This is a genomic window from Kocuria sp. CPCC 205260, from assembly GCF_040981045.1.
GTDB classification, from domain to species: Bacteria; Actinomycetota; Actinomycetes; order Actinomycetales; family Micrococcaceae; genus Kocuria; species Kocuria palustris.
Map to the genome: position 1 here is coordinate 55,806 of NZ_JAVKPT010000003.1, position 16,816 is coordinate 72,621.

Below are 16,816 nucleotides of genomic sequence, written 5' to 3' on the forward strand. Positions count from 1 at the left end.
CAGGACCTCCTCGGCCGACGGCTGTGAACCGGCCCATCATTTCATGAGAACCCGACGGACCCGACCGCTGCTCAGCCGCTGACGCCCTCCAGCAGGCGGCGCACCTCGGCCCGATCCGGCTTGCCGGTGACGAGCATGGGCATCTGCGCCGCGATGAGCCAGCGCTTGGGAACGGCCGCAGCGCCCAGTGCTGAGCGGATCTCGGCGGACAGCCGCTCCCGCAGCGCGGTCTCCTCCCGCTGATGGGCGCTCGAGCGCGGGACGACGAGCGCGGCCACGGCCTGTCCCCACTGCGGATCCGGCACCCCGAGCACGACGGCCTGCTCGATCTCGGGATCGCGCAGCAGCTGCTGGGCCACCACGCCGGCCGAGACCTTGAGCCCGCCGGTGACCACGACGTCGTCGGCGCGACCGGCGATCTCCAGCAGCCGCCCGTCCCAGGTGCCGAGGTCATCGGTGCGGTACCAGCGCCGGCCGTCGATCAGGCGGACATGGCGGGCGGTCTGGGCATCGTCGTCGAGGTAGCCGGTCGTGACCGCGGCCCCGCCGAGCCAGATCCGCCCGGATCCCTCGGGCGCCAGCGGGGCGCGGCCCTGCGCAGGAGCCGGTGACGAGGACCCCTCCGAAGCCTCGATCCGGACCTCGATGCCGTCGAGCGGTCGGCCGTCGTACACGCAGCCGCCGCAGGTTTCCGACATCCCGTAGGTGGTGGCCACGCGGGCCCCGAGGGCGCGGGCGCGCTCGAGCAGCACGGGCGAGGCCGCCGAGCCTCCGAGCAGCACCGAGTCGAAGGATGCCAGCGCCCGGCGCACCGCGCGCCCGCCTGCCGGATCATCTGCGACCTCGACCAGTCGGGAGAGCTGGGTCGGCACGAGCGAGACGTGCCGGACCTCGTCCGTCATCCTCTCGGCGGCGCCCGCGAAGGCCTCGGCGCGGAAGGGTCCGTCGTCCATGATCACCGGCTCGGTCCCTGCAAGTGCCGATCGGGCCAGGACCTGGACACCGGCCACGTAGTGCGCGGGCAGGCACAGCAGCCACTGGCCGTGCCCGCCGGTGCGCACGGCTGTGGCCTCACCGGAGGCGCGCAGCGACTGCGCCTCGAGCACCGTGGCCTTGGGGCGCCCGGTCGAGCCCGAGGTGGAGACGACGACGGCCGGACCGGGCCGCGACAGCGCATCCCGGAGCCGCTCGAGCAGACCGGCCGCACCGCCGAGCCCGGGCAGGGCATGAGGGCCGTCGAGGACAACGGCGTCCGAAGGCAGGTCCGCGGTGCGCGGCGCCGGCATCGCCCGACCGGGCAGCTTCTGCTCCGCAGAGGAGGTGTCCGCCACGGGGATCAGAAGTAGTACGGGTAGGACGACCAGTCGGGATCGCGCTTGCCCAGGAAGGCATCGCGGCCCTCGACGGCCTCGTCGGTCATGTAGGCCAGGCGCGTGGCCTCACCGGCGAAGACCTGCTGTCCGACCATGCCGTCGTCCGGGAGGTTGAAGGCGTACTTGAGCATGCGGATCGCCTGCGGGGACTGCGCGCAGATCATCCGGCACCACTCGATGGCTGTGGCCTCGAGCTCGGAGTGCTCCACGACCTCGTTGACCGCGCCCATGCGGTGCATGTCCTGGGCGGAGTACTCGCGGGCCAGGAAGAAGATCTCGCGGGCGTGCTTCTGACCCACCTGGCGGGCCAGCAGGGCGGAGCCGTAACCGGCGTCGAAGGAGCCGACGGTGGCGTCGGTCTGCTTGAACCTCCCGTGCTCTGCCGAGGCCAGCGTGAGGTCGCAGACCACGTGCAGGGAGTGCCCGCCGCCTGCTGCCCAGCCGGAGACCGCGGCGATCACGGGCTTGGGCATGGTGCGGATCAGACGCTGGACCTCCAGGATGTGCAGGCGCCCCGCGCGGGCCGGATCCACCGACTCGGCGGTCTCGCCCTCGGCGTAGCGGTAGCCGTCGCGGCCGCGGATGCGCTGATCGCCGCCCGAGCAGAAGGCCCAGCCGCCGTCCTTGGCCGACGGGCCGTTGCCGGTGAGGATCACGGCGCCCACGTCCGAGCTCATGCGGGCGTGATCGAGCACGCGGTAGAGCTCGTCCACCGTCCCCGGGCGGAAGGCATTGCGGACCTCGGGGCGGTCGAAGGCCACCCGGACCCAGGGCAGGTCGCGCTCGAGGGCGCCGTCGGGTCCGCGCTGGACGCCGCGGTGGTAGGTGATGTCCGTCAGGTCCTCGAACCCCTCGACCGTGCGCCACTGCACGGGATCGAAGATCTCGGAGACCTGGCGGGAGAGCTGGGATGCGCTGGAGTCGTTCACAGCGGCCAGTCTACGAGCGCTCGCCGACGCCGGAACGGGCCCGCTGGGGCCGTCGACGCCCGCGGAGCTGCTGCCGCATGGCAGATGGGAGACTGGCCGGATGATGGATCTGGATCTCGAGCGCCTCGGCGCGGACCTGCCCTTCGCGCAGGCCGTCCCGCGGCTGCGGGCGGCGCTGGCCGGCCACGGAGTCGCCGTCGTGGAGGCGCCTCCGGGCACCGGCAAGACCACGCTCGCCCCGCCGGCGGCGGCCCTCGAGCTCGGGGCGGATGCGCGCAGCAGGGTCGTCGTCGTGCAGCCGCGGCGGGTGGCCGCGCGGGCCGCGGCCCAGCGGCTGGCCCAGCTGAGCGGAACGAGGCTCGGCGAGCTGTCCGGGCTCACCGTGCGCGGGCAGCGCGAGGTCGGCTCGGGGACTGCCATCGAGTTCGTGACCCCGGGCGTGCTGATCGGGCGCCTGCTGGCGGACCCGGAGCTGAGCGGGACCCGAGCGATCGTGCTCGACGAGGTCCACGAGCGCGGCCTGGAGATCGACCTGCTGCTGGGCATGGTCCTGGAGCTGCGCCAGCTGCGCGAGGACCTGGCCCTGATCGTCATGTCCGCCACCCTCGACGCCGGATCCTTCCGCGACCTGATCGGGCAGGCGCTCGGGCTGGACGAGGTACCGCTCGTGGACAGCCGGGCGGTCGAGCACCCCCTCGAGGTCCGCTGGGCTCCGGGGACGGGGCCGCGGCTCGACGAGCACGGCGTGCGGCGGGAGTTCCTGGACCACGTGGCCCGCACGGCGCATCGGGAGCACGAGCGCGGCCTGGCCCAGGACCCTGGCCTCGACGCCCTCGTCTTCCTGCCCGGAGCCGGGGAGGTCTCCCACGTGGCTGCTCGGCTCCGGGAGCTCTCGGAGGCCGAGGTGCTCGAGCTGCATGGGCGCATCCCCGCGCACGAGCAGAACCTCGCGGTGGCCGGGCGCGAGCCGGACGGCCGCCCCCGGATCGTTGTCTCCACGGCCCTGGCCGAGTCCTCGCTGACGGTGCCCGGAGTGCGCCTGGTGATCGATGCCGGTCTCTCGCGCGAGCCGCGCAGGGACGCGGTGCGCCGCATGTCCGGGCTCGTCACGGTCTCGGCCTCTCGGGCCTCGGAACGGCAGCGGGCGGGCCGTGCCGCGCGCACCGGTCCCGGAGCGGTCGTGCGCTGCTACGACGAGTCGGCGTGGGCGGCCATGCCCGAGCGCGCCGTCCCGGAGATCCGCACGGCCGATCTGACCTCCGCAGCACTCGTGCTGTCCTGCTGGGGAGCCCCGGGAGGCAAGGGCATGGCCCTGCTGGATCCGCCTGCGCCCCGGGCCCTCGCCGATGCTCACCGCACGCTGCGCTCGCTGGAGGCCCTCGACGAGGACCTGCGTCCCACTGCCGTCGGCCGCCGCCTGGCGGGGCTGCCGCTGGATCCGCGCTGGGGCCGCGCTCTGCTCGTCGGCGCACAGTCGGTGGAGGAGTCCACGGCCGCCGAGATCGTGGCGGCCGTCGCCGACGACCACCGGGCCCCCGACGGCGACCTCGCCGGTCTGCTGCGCGAGCTGCGCCGCGGGCAGCATCCGGGCTCCCGGCGCTGGCAGGCCGAGGCTCGACGGCTGCGCTCGCTGATCGCGGGAACGGCTGTGGAGCCGTCGGGCGAGTCGCCTGGCCCCGAGCCGCAGCAGCGACGAGCCGATCCCGAGGCGAGCCGAGAGCCCGCCGCTCACGCCCCTGCCGATGCCCAGGAGGTCCTCGGGCTGGTGGTGGGCCTGGCCTTCCCCGAGCGGATCGCCCGGCGGATGGATGAGCGCGGCGAGCAGTGGCTGCTGGCCTCGGGGACCCGCGCCGGCCTGCCTCGCGAGTCCCCGCTGGTCCACGAGCAGTGGCTGGCCGTCGCCGATGTCACGCGCTCGCAGGCCTCGGCCGCCGCGGGCACCGGGGCCCTGATCCGCGCTGCCGCCGGGCTGGAGCGGGCCACGGCCGAGCGCGCCGCGGGTCGACTGCACCGGCGCGAGCTGTCCGTGCGCTTCGTCGACGGGCGGGCCAGGGCTCGCGACGTCGAGTCGCTGGGGGCCATCGAGCTCGCGGCCACCCCGGCGCGCCCGGACCCCGAGCAGGCCGCCGAGGCGATCGGCCGTGCGCTCGAGGAGCAGGGCCCGGCGCTGCTGGAGATGTCCGAGCAGGCGCTGCAGCTGCGCGCTCGGATGGCGGCCTGCCACCGGCACCTGGGCGAGCCCTGGCCGGCCATGGACGACGACTCCCTGGGAGCCCAGGCGCAGGTCTGGCTCGGCCCGGAGCTCGCGGCGCTGGCACGAGGGGCCTCGGTGCGCTCGATCGACACCGTCTCGGCTCTGCGACGGCTGCTGCCCTGGCCGGAGGCCTCGCGCTTCGAGGAGCTGGCCCCGCAGCGGCTGGCCGTGCCGTCGGGCGCCTCGCACCGGATCCTGTGGCCGCAGCAGTGGGAGTCCGAGGAGGTCGCGCTCACCGACCAGGAGGAGCAGGCCGGCAGCGGGCGCGGGCAGGTCCCGCAGCCGATCGTGCGGGTCAAGCTCCAGGAGTGCTTCGGCCTGGCGGAGTCGCCCCGGCTGCTCGACGGTCGTCTGCCGGTGCTCTTCCACCTGCTCTCCCCGGCCGGGCGGGAGCTGGCGATCACGGCCGATCTGGCCTCGTTCTGGGACGGGCCGTACCGCCAGGTCCGCGCCGAGATGCGCGGGCGCTATCCCAAGCACCCGTGGCCGGAGGACCCGTGGGCCGCCCAGGCCACCGCCAGGACCCGTCGGCGCGGCTGAAGCCGGCAGCGGCGCGGGAGGCTCTGCCGGGACCTGGCCCGGAGTCGGACAGGGGGCCCGGGACGATGCTCATCGTCCCGGGCCCCCTGAGGCTTCAGCGCAGCTGGATCGCTCAGCCGTTGTGCGCCCACGGCGCGGGCGGGGTGCCGCCCTCGGCGGCGCCGGTGGCCCGAGCGGAGCCGTCCGCGTCCTGCGCAGAGCTCGCACCGGCCTGGCCCGGCGCCGAGGCCGCACCTGCGGCACGGGGAGCTTCGAGCTCGGAGTGGCCCTCCGGCAGGCCCTCGCGGGAGCGGGCGACGGCGGCGTCGAAGTGGTCGTCGATGCCCGGCTCGTTGCTGTAGGTGGCCAGGGAGACCAGCACGGCCACGATGAGCGCGGCGGCGAAGCCAGGGATGATCTCGTACAGATCCGCCCACGGGGTCGAGGGCCAGATCAGCACGACGGCCGCGCCGACCACCATGGAGGCGGTGGCGCCGTAGCCGGTGAGCTTCTTCCAGTACAGCGACAGCAGCACGATCGGGCCGAAGGCCGCGCCGAAGCCGGCCCAGGCGAAGCCGACCAGGGCCAGGATCGATTCGGACGGGTTCAGGGCCATGAGCGCGGCGACGACCGCCACGACGAACACGGCGGCGCGGGAGACCCACAGCGACGAGCGACCGGTCAGAGGGCGGCGGCGCAGCAGCAGCATGAGGTCCTCCACGAACGCGGAGGCGGTGACCACGAGCTGCGAGGACAGCGTGGACATGATCGCGGCGAGCACGGCGGCCAGCACGAGCCCGGCCACGAACGCCGGGAACAGGCCGATCGCGGAGTCCAGGAACACGGTCTCGGCAGTCTCGGAGTTGGTGAGGCTCACGCGTCCGCGCTCCACCAGCGGGATCGCGAACAGGGCGGTGAGGATCGCGCCGATCGCGCACAGGGCCATCCACACGATGTTCCAGCGGCGCCCGGAGACGGCCTCGTGGTGGCTGCGCAGGGCCATGAAGCGCACCAGGATGTGCGGCTGGCCGAAGTAGCCGAGGAACCAGGCGAACAGCGAGATCGCGCCGATGGCGCCGCCGGCCGCGCTCCAGTCGAAGAGGTTCCAGGCGCCGGGGTGGACCTCGTCCACGCGCTGGACGATGGTCGCCGGGCCGCCGGCGATGATCATGGTCACGACGGGCACCGCCAGCAGGGCCAGGAACATCAGGGTGCCCTGCACGAAGTCGGTGAAGCTGGCGCCCAGGAATCCGCCGATCAGCGTGTAGAGGATCGTGACCGCGGCGATGACCAGCATGCCGATCAGGTAGGTCTCGCTGTTGGACCAGCCGAAGCTCTGCTCGAGGGCACCGCCGAACGAGGCCGCCGCGAAGTTGCCGCCGGCGACCATGCCGGAGGAGATGTAGAACGTGAAGAAGATGAGGATGACCAGTCCCGAGACCACCCGCAGCATCCGGCCGCCGCGCACCAGGCGGTTGCCGAAGTAGGAGGGGAGGGTGATGGCATTGCCGTACTGCTCGGTGAACAGGCGCAGTCGCGGGGCCACGACCTTCCAGTTGACCCAGGCTCCCAACGTCAGGCCGATGGCGATCCAGGACTGTGCCATGCCGCCGAGGTAGAGCGCTCCGGGCAGGCCCATGAGCAGCCAGCCGGACATGTCGGAGGCGCCGGCGGACAGCGCGGCGACCGGGGCGGGCAGATCACGCCCGCCGATCATGTAGTCGTCCTTGTCATTGGTGCGCGTGGACGCCCAGAGGCCGATGCCGACCATCGCCAGGAAGTACAGGGCGATGGCGGCCATCATCCACCAGAAGCCGGATCCTGCTTCGATCATGGGTTCCTCTCCGCCTCGGTGCGGATGGGGCGCGCAGCGGCGTCCATCGATCGTCCGGGCGTGTTCTCCGAATCGGGAAGTGCGGGGGTTGCGGGCAGCGGGGCCGCTCAAGCGGGTCGCGCGAGATCGTGCGGTCCTGCGGGTCGGGCTGCGGAAGGGCAGCAGCCCGGACCGCGGTGGGCGAGTGCGAGGCAGCGCCCAAGCGCGGACAAAACGACTGAAAGGATACGGGAAGGTCGCTCATCGCCCCCCCGATATGACGCAGATATGCCGCTCTGACCTGGGGCGATGAAAAGCTTGACAGGTTGTGTCCAGGTGGTGTCTGGGCGTCGCTCAGCCGGTCTCGGCGGCCCGGCGCGGGGGGTCCAGGATCCAGGGGCCCTGGTCCAGGCGCACCTCGTCGAAGCGCTCGAGCACATCGGAAGCCGTGCGGATGCCGTCGCCGAGCCCCAGGGAGGCTCCGATCCAGCCCATCGCCTCACCCGGCCCCACCCCCAGGCCGCGCAGGTCTGCCAGGCTCACGGCGCCGTCGCGCTTGGCCAGGCGGTCGCCGTCGGGATTGAGCACGAGGGGGACGTGGATCCACTGCGGCTCGGGCAGCCCGAGCAGCTGCGCCAGATGGGCCTGCCTGGGCGCGGAGGACAGCAGGTCGTCGCCGCGCACCACCTGATCGACGCCCTGATGGGCGTCGTCGACGACGACCGCGAGGTTGTACGCGGGGCGGCCGTCGTTGCGCACGAGAACGAAGTCGTCGACGGCAGCGGTGTGCTCGCCCAGCAGGCGGTCGCGGACGGTCGCGGAATCCGTCTGGGCGCGCAGTCGCAGCGCGGCCGGGCGCTCGGCGCGGCGGGCATCGCGCTGGGCGGGCGTCAGATCGCGGCAGGTGCCCGGATAGGCCCCCGGCGCCCCGTGCGGCGCGCCGCCTGAGGCCTCGATCTCCTCGCGGATCTCGCGGCGCGTGCAGAAGCACTCGTAGACCAGATCGCGCTCGCGCAGCCTGTCGACGGCCTGGAGGTGCGCCGGGATCCGCTGCGACTGCACGAGCACGGGCTCCTGCCAGTCCAGGCCTATAGCGGCCAGGTCCTCGAGCTGGCGCTCGGCCGCGCCCTCCTTGACGCGGTCGAGGTCCTCGAAGCGCAGCGCGAACCCGCGGCCGTCGGCGCGGGCGATCGCCCAGGCCAGCACGGCGGTGCGCAGGTTGCCCAGGTGGAGGTCCCCGGAGGGGGAGGGCGCGTAGCGCCCGGATCCGCGGCTCAGCATGGCCACCACCGTAGGCCACGCGCGGTGCGGCACCGTACGCTGGATGGGTGAGCTCCCTCAGCGAAGTCGGCGACGACATCCATGTCATCACCACGGAGAACTGGCGCCTGAACTCGGGCCTGGTCGTGGGGTCCTCGCGCGCGCTCGTGATCGACACCGGCGCCGGGCCGCGGCAGGGACGCGAGATCCTCGAGGCCGTGCGCACGGTGACCCAGCTGCCGCTCGTGGTGCTGAACACCCACGCCCACTACGACCACTACATGGGCAACGCGGTCTTCGAGCGGGCCGGAGTCACCGAGTTCTGGTCGCACCGCGACGCCGCCGCGGCCATCGGCACCCACGGCGACTTCCAGCGCTCCTTCGTGGGAGTCCTGGAGCCGGAGATGGGGGAGGGCAAGGGTCTGGGGACGCGGATCGTGGTGCCGCAGCGGCACCTGCCCGGCACCGGTCTGCGCCCCGCGCTGAGCCGGATCGACCTGGGCGGTCGGCACGTGGTCGTGTTCTCGGTGGGACGGGCGCACACGGACAACGACATCTTCGCGGGCGTGGACGAGGTCCTGTTCGCCGGCGACGTGGTGGAGCAGGGCGCGGATCCGGCCTTCGAGGACGCCTATCCGCGCGAATGGGTGCGGGCCCTGGAGCAGATCGCGGATCTGGAGCGCTACTCGGTGGTCGTGCCGGGCCACGGCTCCCCGGTATCGCGCGGCGCGGTGCGGGACATGGCCGAGAACATGGCCGCGGCGATCGAGCGCCTGGATGCGCCTGCGGCCCCGGTGCAGGACGCCGCCGGTCCGGTGACCGCCGCGCTGTACCAGCTGCCCTACGGGGCGGCGGCCTCCAGGATCCTGCTGGACCGGCTGGCCGTCATCGCCGGCGCGGGCGCATAGCCCGCACCATCTGCTGGGCCGAGAGCAGGGAGGCGCTCAGCACGCCCAGGGCGCCGAAGGCCAGTGCCAGGCCCGGTGCCGGGATCGTCTGCTGAGCCGTCAAGGCCAGGATCGTGAGCCCGGCCCCCAGCACGAACAGGACCAGCAGCGTGAGGCCGCGCTGCGGGACCCAGGGCTCGGCCGGGATCAGCGCGCGCAGCACCAGGGATCCGAGCACGAACCAGCCGGCGACCAGCAGCACGGACACGGCGGCATCGGCGGGCCGGTGCCAGCCGTTGATGACCGTCCCCACCCCGGCCACAGTGACTGCCGCAGCGCCCAGCAGCGCCCACGCCTTGCGCTGGCGCGCGGGAGCGACCATGACGACGACCGCCACGGCTGCCGCTGCTGCGGCGGTGTGCCCGGAGGGCAGGGAGTTCTGGGCCGACTCCTGGATCCCGTAGGCGGTCTTGTCCAGCAGGCTGTGCTTGAGCAGCTGGACGGAGGCCAGGGCCGGCACCGCGGTGAGCACGGCGATCACCAGCGGGATCCAGCGGCGGTTCGAGGCGGCCAGGATCAGTGAGATCACAGCGGAGGCCGCGCAGGTGATGAGGGTGGCCGAGGCGAGCAGGCCGGTCACCGTGGAGGGGAGGCGTTCGTTGACCGCAGAGGCCTGGCGCAGGGCGACCTCATCCACCCACTGCCCGTTCACCGTGCGCAGCGCGGCCCAGGCGATCAGCCCGGCCAGGGCGAAGAGCACGCCTGCGCGCACCAGCTGGCCCACTGCGGAGCCGACCGTGAGATCGCGCCGCGGCTGCGGGCGGTGCTCGCCGCCGTACTGGTAGGCGGCCTGGCCCGGGTAGTCGGGGCGATCGTCGATGCGCTGCGGGGCCCAGACCTGCTGCCGCTGCAGCGGAGCCGTCGGCGCAGGGACCCCGGCGACGAGCCGGGTCTCCTGCGCCGTGTCGGGCCTCATCCGGTGGTGCTCGACCCCGAGATGCTCGCCCTGCGGGTGCCGATCCTGCGCCGCGGAGTGGCGGTCGCCCCGCTGTCCTCGCTGCGGATCGGTCTCAGCCGGAATGTAGGTCACGCTCGTCGTCCCCTGATCGACACTGCCTGATCGCCCAGGCTTGGGAAGGGCCCCAGTGTGGCATCGGAGCCTTCGCGGATCCTGGGACCGAGCCTCGGATTCCCGAGGACTCGGGCGCAGCCCCTGCGCGGCCCGGCCCTAGGCTGGATCCATGTCCCGAACCGAGCCCCTGGCCTTCAGCCCCCTGCCGCAGCCGCTGCCCTCCCTCGAGGAGGTGCTTGAGGACGCCGCGGTCGTGGACCTGCCGATGACCTCGCGCTTCCGCGGTCTGCAGCGCCGCGAATCCATGCTGGTGCGCGGTCCGCAGGGCTGGGCCGAGTTCGCCGCCTTCCACGAGTACGACGATGCCGAGGCTCTGGCCTGGTGGCGCTGCGCCCTCGAGGTCGCCTGGCTCGGGCTGCCGCGGCCGCGGCGCACGACCGTCTCGGTCAATGCCACCGTCCCGGCGGTGCCCGCCGCGGAGGTCCCCCGCGTGCTGGCCCGCTACGGGGAGGGCATCGCCGCGGTGAAGGTCAAGGTGGCCGAGCACGGCCAGTCGCTGGCCGACGACGACGCCCGCGTGGCCGCCGTGCGCGCGGTCCTGCCGGAGGCCGCGCTGCGCGTGGATGCCAACGCCGGGTGGGGCCCCGAGGAGGCGGTCGAGGCGCTGATCCGGCTGGCCCGCCACGGGCTCGAGTACGCCGAGCAGCCCAGCCCCGGGATCGAGGGCCTGGCCCGCGTGCGCAGCGAGCTGCGCGGCCGCGGGGAGCCCCTGCCGATCGCCGCGGACGAGTCCGTGCGCAAGGCCGAGGATCCGCTCGCGGTGGCCCGAGCCGAGGCCGCCGATCTGATCGTCATCAAGGCCGCCCCGCTGGGCGGGGCGCGACGGGCGCTCGCGGTCGTCGAGCAGGCCGGGCTGCCGGCCGTGGTGAGCTCCGCCCTCGAGACGAGCGTGGGCCTCAGCGCGGGTCTCGCCCTGGCCGCAGCGCTGCCCGAGCTGCCGTACGCGTGCGGGCTCGGCACGGCAGCGCTGCTGGCCGAGGACGTGACGGGCAGCCCGCTGCTGCCGAGCGGCGGCGTCCTGCCGGTGGGCCCCGTCGCCGCCGATCCGGAGCTGCTGGCCCGGCACCGGGCCTCGCCGCAGCGCGAGCAGTGGTGGCGAGACCGCGCTCGCCGGGTGCACGGCCTGCTCGAGCGGACCGAAGCGCAGCATCGCGCCTGATCGGAGCCCCCTCGAGGTTCCCTCGACATGCGGATTCATCGGGGATACGGCATGGCTTCCTGTCCTTTTTCTGCCGTCGTCGTCCTGTTCACTGCGCGTTCTCCCGGCGACCAACAGGCCCTCACGCACGACGGGTTAGGTGGTCTGCGACGAAGGAGCCGACGCCCGCCGCTCGTCCGACGGGCCGATGAGAGGGAACCCATGCGCCACCAGCTCCTGCCCATGCTCGGCCACACGAACGGCAAGCGCTCGCCGCTGACGTGCGCCCTGAAGTGCGACTCCGCCTGCGCCAAGCCGGACTGCAACCAGTCCGACAACGCCACCTTCCACGAGGTCGCCTCCACGGCGCTCTCGCGCCGCTCGGCCCTGGGCCTGGGTGCGGCCGCCGCGGTCTCCGTGGGCGTCGTGGCCACCGGGACCCGCGCCGAGGCGACCTTCGCCTACTGGGGCGAGCGCGGCGGCAGGATGGACTTCACGCCGATCGATCCCGTGGATGCCGCGGTCGACGACCTCAACGTCCCGGAGGGCTTCGACTGGTCGCCGATCATCCGCTGGGGCGACCCGCTGTTCGCCGACTCCCCGGCCTTCGACCCGCAGAACCAGACCTACGAGTCGCAGAAGGCGCAGTTCGGCTTCAACAACGACTACCTCGACATCATCCCGGACCGCGGCGGCCGCACCGGCGTGCTCGTGTGCAACCACGAGTACACGAACGAGAACACCATGTTCCCGGCCGATCAGCTCGAGAACGATCTCGAGCGCACGGCCGCCGTCGGGATCGCAGCCCACGGCATGGCGGTCGTGGAGATCGAGCGCTCGGCCCCCGGCCAGCCCTGGACCTATGTGGTGGGCGGTCGGCGCAACCGGCGCATCACCGCCGACACCCCCTTCTCCGTCGACGGCCCCGCCGCCGGCTCGGACATGCTCAAGACCGTGGCCGATCCCACCGGCAGGCTCGTGCTGGGCACCCAGAACAACTGCTCGGGCGGCGTGACCCCGTGGGGCACGGTCCTGTCCGGCGAGGAGAACATCAACAACGTCCTCACCGCCAAGGCCTCCCCGGAGGCCACCCGCTACGGCATCGGCACCAAGCCGACCTCGCGCCGCTGGGATCTCGTGGACCCCCGCTGGGACGGCAACAACGAGGGCTACGAGAACGAGATCAATCGCTTCGGCTGGGTCGTGGAGATCGACCCGCAGGATCCGTCGTCGACCCCGGTCAAGCACACCTCCATGGGCCGCTTCAAGCACGAGGGCGCCAACGTCTACGTGGCCGCGGACGGCACCGTGGTCGCCTACTCGGGCGATGACCAGCGCTTCGACTACCTGTACAAGTTCGTCTCGGCCAAGAAACACAAGCAGGGCGACCGCCGCCACAACATGACGCTGCTGTCCGAGGGCGATCTCTACGTCGCCAAGTTCACCGGCGACTCCGAGAAGGAGATCGACGGCTCCGGGCGCCTGCCCTCCGACGGCGCGTTCGACGGCAAGGGACAGTGGCTGCCCCTGGTCGTCGGCGGCAAGTCGAAGGTCCAGGGCATGTCCGTCGAGGACGTGCTCGTGCACACCCGCCTGGCGGGCGACAAGGTCGGCGCCACCAAGATGGACCGCCCCGAGGACGTCGAGCCCAACCCGCACACCGGCAAGGTCTATGTGGCCTGCACGAACAACACCGAGCGGGGCACCCCGGGCAAGGCGGCGGCGGACGAGGCCAACCCGCGCAGCAGCAACCGCGACGGGCACATCATCGAGCTCACCGAGGACGCGGCGAACTCCGGCGGCACGACCTTCCACTGGTCGATCCTGCTGGTCTGCGGCGACCCGGCCGCCAACTCGTCGACCTACTTCGCGGGCTTCCCGGCGGATCGGGTCTCGCCGATCTCCTGCCCGGACAACGTCGCCTTCGACGCCGAGGGCCACCTCTGGATCTCGACCGACGGGGCTCCCGGCACGATCGGCTACAACGACGGGCTGTTCCGGGTGGGCCTCGAGGGGCGCGAGCGCGGTCTGGTCGAGCAGTTCCTCTCCGTCCCGCAGGACGCCGAGACCTGCGGCCCGGTCATCCACGACAAGGAGCAGATGGCCTACGTGGCCGTCCAGCACCCGGGCGAGGACGGCACCTTCGAGGATCCGCGCTCGTACTTCCCGGACTACGTGCTCAAGACCCGCCAGGGCGACGGCAAGTTCTCTCTGCCCCGCCCCTCGGTCGTGCAGGTCTACTCGACCGGCAAGGGCCGCGGGCAGTTCGGCCGCGGCAAGGAGCTCGCCCGTGAGCGCAAGTCGGCGCGCGGTCTGGAGATGGAGGGCTACAAGGGCCGTTCGACCAAGGCCATCCGCGACAAGGCGCGTCGCGCTCGACGGTCCTACACGGACTGAGGCCCCTCCGACGGCAGCCGGCGGTCAGTAGGGTGAGCGGATGACCTCCGACGCCCTGCTGACCGCCGCCGCCGTCCTGGACGGGCTCACCGACTCCGGGCTGCGCGAGCTGTTCGTGTGCCCCGGCTCCCGCTCGGCCCCGTTCGCCTACGAGGCCGCCCGTCGCGACGGACGCGACCTGTCGGTGCACGTGCGCCTCGACGAGCGCTCGGCGGCCTTCCACGCCCTGGGCGCGGCTCGGGCCACGGGGCGTCCCGCGGCCGTCGTGACGACATCGGGCACCGCCGCCGGGAACCTGCTGCCGGCGGTCATGGAGGCCCATCATGCAGGGGTCCCGCTCGTGGCGATCACCGCCGACCGACCGCCGGAGCTGCGCGGCACCGGGGCGAACCAGACCACCGTGCAGCCCGGGATCTTCGCGGGCTTCGTGCGCGTCGAGCTCGATGTGGTGCTCGAGGACTCGGCGCACGATCCGCAGGCGCTGCGCGGGCTGGTGCTGGAGACCCTGGCCCCCGCGCTCGCCGCGCTCCGATCGGAAGGGCACGAGGCTCCGGCGGGGCCCGTGCACCTGAACGTCGCGCTGCGCGATCCGCTGCAGCCGCAGCCGCCGACCGAGGACGCTGCGGACGATGAAGGTCCCGGCACGACCGCGGCGACCCCGGGGCAACCGCGTGCGGACGACGCCGCCGATGCCCCCGCCGGCGCTGCGGATCAGGCAGAAGAGCCCGCCGATCGGCTGCGCCTGTCCGTGGAGATCCCGCCGCTGGATCCTGCCGAGATCAGGCTCCCGGAGGAGCCGGACGGCCTGCGGCGCAGCGTGCTGGTCGCCGGCGATGGTGCAGGAGCGGGCGCCGCTCAGCTGGCCGAGGCGCTCGGGACTCCGCTGCTGGCCGAGCCGTCCTCTCAGGCCCGTCGCGGCTCCACGGCCATCGGCCCCTACCGTGCCCTGCTGGACACCGCACTCGGCGAGGGCATCGAGCGCGTCCTGCTGGTCGGGCGCCCCACGCTCTCGCGCCCGGTGGCCGCGCTGCTGCAGCGTCGCGGGGTGGAGGTCGCGGCATGGCGGCCCCGGCCGGTCCCGTGGTTCGACGACGGCCGCAGGTCTGAGCGCGAGCTCACGACGGCGGCTGAGGCGGCCGCATTCCTCGGGCGGGCTCCGCGGGAGTGGACCGAGGCCTGGAGCAGAGCCGGGGCCGAGGGCCAGCGTCGTGCGCTCGAGGTCCTGCAGCGGGCGGCTTCCGTCAGCGACGGGGTCCCCGGTCCGCTGACCGCACGGGCCGTCTGGGAAGCATGCCGCGCCGACGGCCGACTGCTGGTGATGGGCTCGTCGAATCCGATCCGGGATCTGGACCTGCTGGGCCAGCCTGATCCCCGCGCCGACGAGGGTGTGGAGGTCCTGGCGAACCGGGGACTGGCCGGGATCGACGGACTGGTCGCCACGGCTGCCGGGGCTGCGCTGTCCTCCGGGCGTCCGGTCCGGGTCCTGCTCGGCGATCTCACCCTGCTGCACGATGCCGGTTCGCTGCTGAGCCTGCGCGGCGAACGGGCCCCGCAGCTGCAGATCGTCGTGCTCGACGACGGCGGCGGGGGCATCTTCGCCACGCTCGAGCACGGCGCGCTGGGGGAGCACCGGGCCTACGGGCAGATCGTCGAGCGCTTCTTCGGCACGCCGCCCAGCGCACGGGTGGCCGAGGTCTGCGCCGGCTACGGGATCCCCGTGCATCAGGCGGGCACCGTCCAGGAGCTGGAGGAGCAGCTGCACGACCCGGCTCCGGGGGTGAGCGCGGTCGTGGTGCGTGCCCAGCGCGTCGGTCTTCGGCAGATGAGCCAGGAGCTCACCCGCGCCGTGCGCGGATGAGCTCCTGGGAGGACTGCTGAAGCGCCTGCCGGCCGCGCGGCTGCTCAGGCTCCGGTGCGGGGTCCCTGGGCGGGGACGAAGGCGCCGTCCTCGACGAGCGGGGACTCGGCGGCCGCCTCGCGAGCGGCCCGGACCTCCTCCGGCTTCGCGTCGCCGTCGATCAGCAGGCGGCGCTCGATCAGGTAGGTGTTGTGCTTGCGGGGCACCAGCACCGTGACGATGGCGCCGAGCAGCGCGACCACCGCGAACACGTAGAACTGCTGCGAGGCGCACATGGCCGCGCCTGCGGCACGGGCGTTCGAGGTGCAGTAGTTGGCCTGGAAGCCGTAGACCAGCACCTGGGTGCCCAGGTTGCCCACGCCGGCCACCGCGATGAAGAGGACCAGCAGCGGCAGCGGGAAGTGGAAGGTCACGAGCACCAGCGTGATCGCGGCCAGGGCGAAGGTCGTGGCGATGACGTTCTGCGGCTTGCCCAGGCGTTCGGAGGCGGTCGCGGCGCGGGAGACCATGAGCTCCTCCTGCAGCGGCACGCCGGTGCGGTTGGCGACCTCGATCGCGCGCTGGTCGTGCCCGCGGGTCAGCAGCCAGCGCGGGGACTCCGGCAGCTTCAGGGCAGCCAGGGGGAAGAGGAAGAGGATCGGCGTGGCGGCGATGAGGAGCAGGCCGCGCCAGCCGATGGCCTCGCCCAGGAAGATGCCGCACAGCGAGGCGAACATGCCGCCGGCCGGGACGCCCGAGCAGACGATGGCGTTGAAGACGCCTCGGCGGTCCTTGGGGGCGAACTCGGCCATGATCGGACCGGCCGTGGCGATGACCAGGCCCAGGCCCAGGCCGGTGAGGAAGCGCAGCAGGCCGAAGGTGAAGACGGTCCCGGTCAGGGCGGTGATGGCCATGCCGCTGGAGAACCAGGCGATGCCGCTCATGAGCATGCGCTTGCGGCCGAGGATGTCTCCGATGAATCCGGAGGCGAACGATCCGAGCAGCACGCCGATCAGAGCGAGCGATCCGACGGTTCCGACGATGGACGGATCCAGCGGGCCGATCTGCGAGGGGTCGTTCATTAGGGTCGGCATCACGGTGCCGAACACCACGAGGTCATAGCCGTCGAAGATCAGCGCGGTCGAGGCGATGGCGGCCACCCAGATGGCCGTCTTCATCACGAGCGAGCGGTTCTCCTTCGCGAGGGTCTGGGTCGTGGACAGGGGTCCCCGATCTCTCCGTCGTGTCTGGGCGCGGCGGCAGATTCGCCGAGCGGG

General features: G+C 73.0%; 12 protein-coding genes. 6 read left to right on the top strand and 6 right to left on the bottom strand.

Annotated elements, in window-relative coordinates; genetic code table 11:
* Positions 1 to 71 precede the first annotated feature (71 nt).
* On the bottom strand, positions 72 to 1,331 hold the full coding sequence (locus RF645_RS07430; protein WP_368818876.1) for an AMP-binding protein: 1,260 nt from the start codon (positions 1,329 to 1,331) through the stop codon (positions 72 to 74).
* 5 nt (positions 1,332 to 1,336) lie between these two features.
* A complete protein-coding gene (locus RF645_RS07435; protein WP_368818877.1) occupies positions 1,337 to 2,302 on the bottom strand; it encodes a 1,4-dihydroxy-2-naphthoyl-CoA synthase in 966 nt (321 codons plus the stop codon).
* Between the two features lie 100 nt (positions 2,303 to 2,402).
* On the opposite strand from RF645_RS07435, the gene hrpB reads away from it, so the two are divergent.
* Complete coding sequence (hrpB, locus tag RF645_RS07440) at positions 2,403 to 5,096, top strand: ATP-dependent helicase HrpB (RefSeq protein WP_368818878.1); 2,694 nt, start codon at positions 2,403 to 2,405, stop codon at positions 5,094 to 5,096.
* Positions 5,097 to 5,208: 112 nt separating this feature from the next.
* Here the strand turns inward: hrpB and putP are convergent, their stop codons facing one another.
* Both putP and gluQRS read right to left on the bottom strand, forming a co-directional pair.
* Positions 5,209 to 6,909, bottom strand: a complete 1,701-nt coding sequence (gene putP, locus RF645_RS07445; RefSeq protein ID WP_053448322.1) for a sodium/proline symporter PutP — start codon at positions 6,907 to 6,909, stop codon at positions 5,209 to 5,211.
* A 333-nt stretch (positions 6,910 to 7,242) separates the two neighbouring features.
* Positions 7,243 to 8,169: a tRNA glutamyl-Q(34) synthetase GluQRS gene (gene gluQRS / locus RF645_RS07450; protein ID WP_368818879.1), complete on the bottom strand. Its 927-nt coding sequence runs from the start codon at positions 8,167 to 8,169 to the stop codon at positions 7,243 to 7,245.
* 47 nt (positions 8,170 to 8,216) lie between these two features.
* Between gluQRS and RF645_RS07455 the strand changes: the two genes are divergently transcribed.
* Positions 8,217 to 9,056, top strand: a complete 840-nt coding sequence (locus RF645_RS07455; RefSeq protein ID WP_024289878.1) for an MBL fold metallo-hydrolase — start codon at positions 8,217 to 8,219, stop codon at positions 9,054 to 9,056.
* On the opposite strand, the gene RF645_RS07460 is transcribed toward RF645_RS07455, so the two are convergent.
* Complete coding sequence (locus RF645_RS07460; RefSeq protein ID WP_144421669.1) at positions 9,034 to 10,011, bottom strand: phosphatase PAP2 family protein; 978 nt, start codon at positions 10,009 to 10,011, stop codon at positions 9,034 to 9,036. The two genes, RF645_RS07455 and RF645_RS07460, sit on opposite strands and share 23 nt — an antisense overlap.
* 3 nt (positions 10,012 to 10,014) lie before the next feature.
* Here RF645_RS07460 and RF645_RS07465 point away from each other — a divergent pair, with 3 nt between their 5' ends.
* The 4 genes from RF645_RS07465 (at position 10,015) to menD (ending at position 15,560) form a co-directional block, all read left to right on the top strand.
* Complete coding sequence (locus RF645_RS07465) at positions 10,015 to 10,155, top strand: hypothetical protein (protein ID WP_206392227.1); 141 nt, start codon at positions 10,015 to 10,017, stop codon at positions 10,153 to 10,155.
* A gap of 121 nt (positions 10,156 to 10,276) precedes the next feature.
* Positions 10,277 to 11,326, top strand: a complete 1,050-nt coding sequence (locus RF645_RS07470) for an o-succinylbenzoate synthase (protein ID WP_200904741.1) — start codon at positions 10,277 to 10,279, stop codon at positions 11,324 to 11,326.
* A 201-nt stretch (positions 11,327 to 11,527) separates the two neighbouring features.
* The gene (locus tag RF645_RS07475) at positions 11,528 to 13,702 is read left to right on the top strand and encodes a PhoX family phosphatase (protein WP_053447854.1); all 2,175 of its coding nucleotides are present in this window, start codon (positions 11,528 to 11,530) and stop codon (positions 13,700 to 13,702) included.
* A gap of 40 nt (positions 13,703 to 13,742) precedes the next feature.
* The gene (menD, locus tag RF645_RS07480) at positions 13,743 to 15,560 is read left to right on the top strand and encodes a 2-succinyl-5-enolpyruvyl-6-hydroxy-3-cyclohexene-1-carboxylic-acid synthase (RefSeq protein WP_285728446.1); all 1,818 of its coding nucleotides are present in this window, start codon (positions 13,743 to 13,745) and stop codon (positions 15,558 to 15,560) included.
* 44 nt (positions 15,561 to 15,604) lie between these two features.
* Here menD and RF645_RS07485 read toward each other — a convergent pair whose 3' ends face one another.
* Entirely contained in the window at positions 15,605 to 16,717 is a 1,113-nt protein-coding gene (locus RF645_RS07485) for an MFS transporter (protein WP_285728876.1), read from the bottom strand.
* Positions 16,718 to 16,816 lie beyond the last annotated feature (99 nt).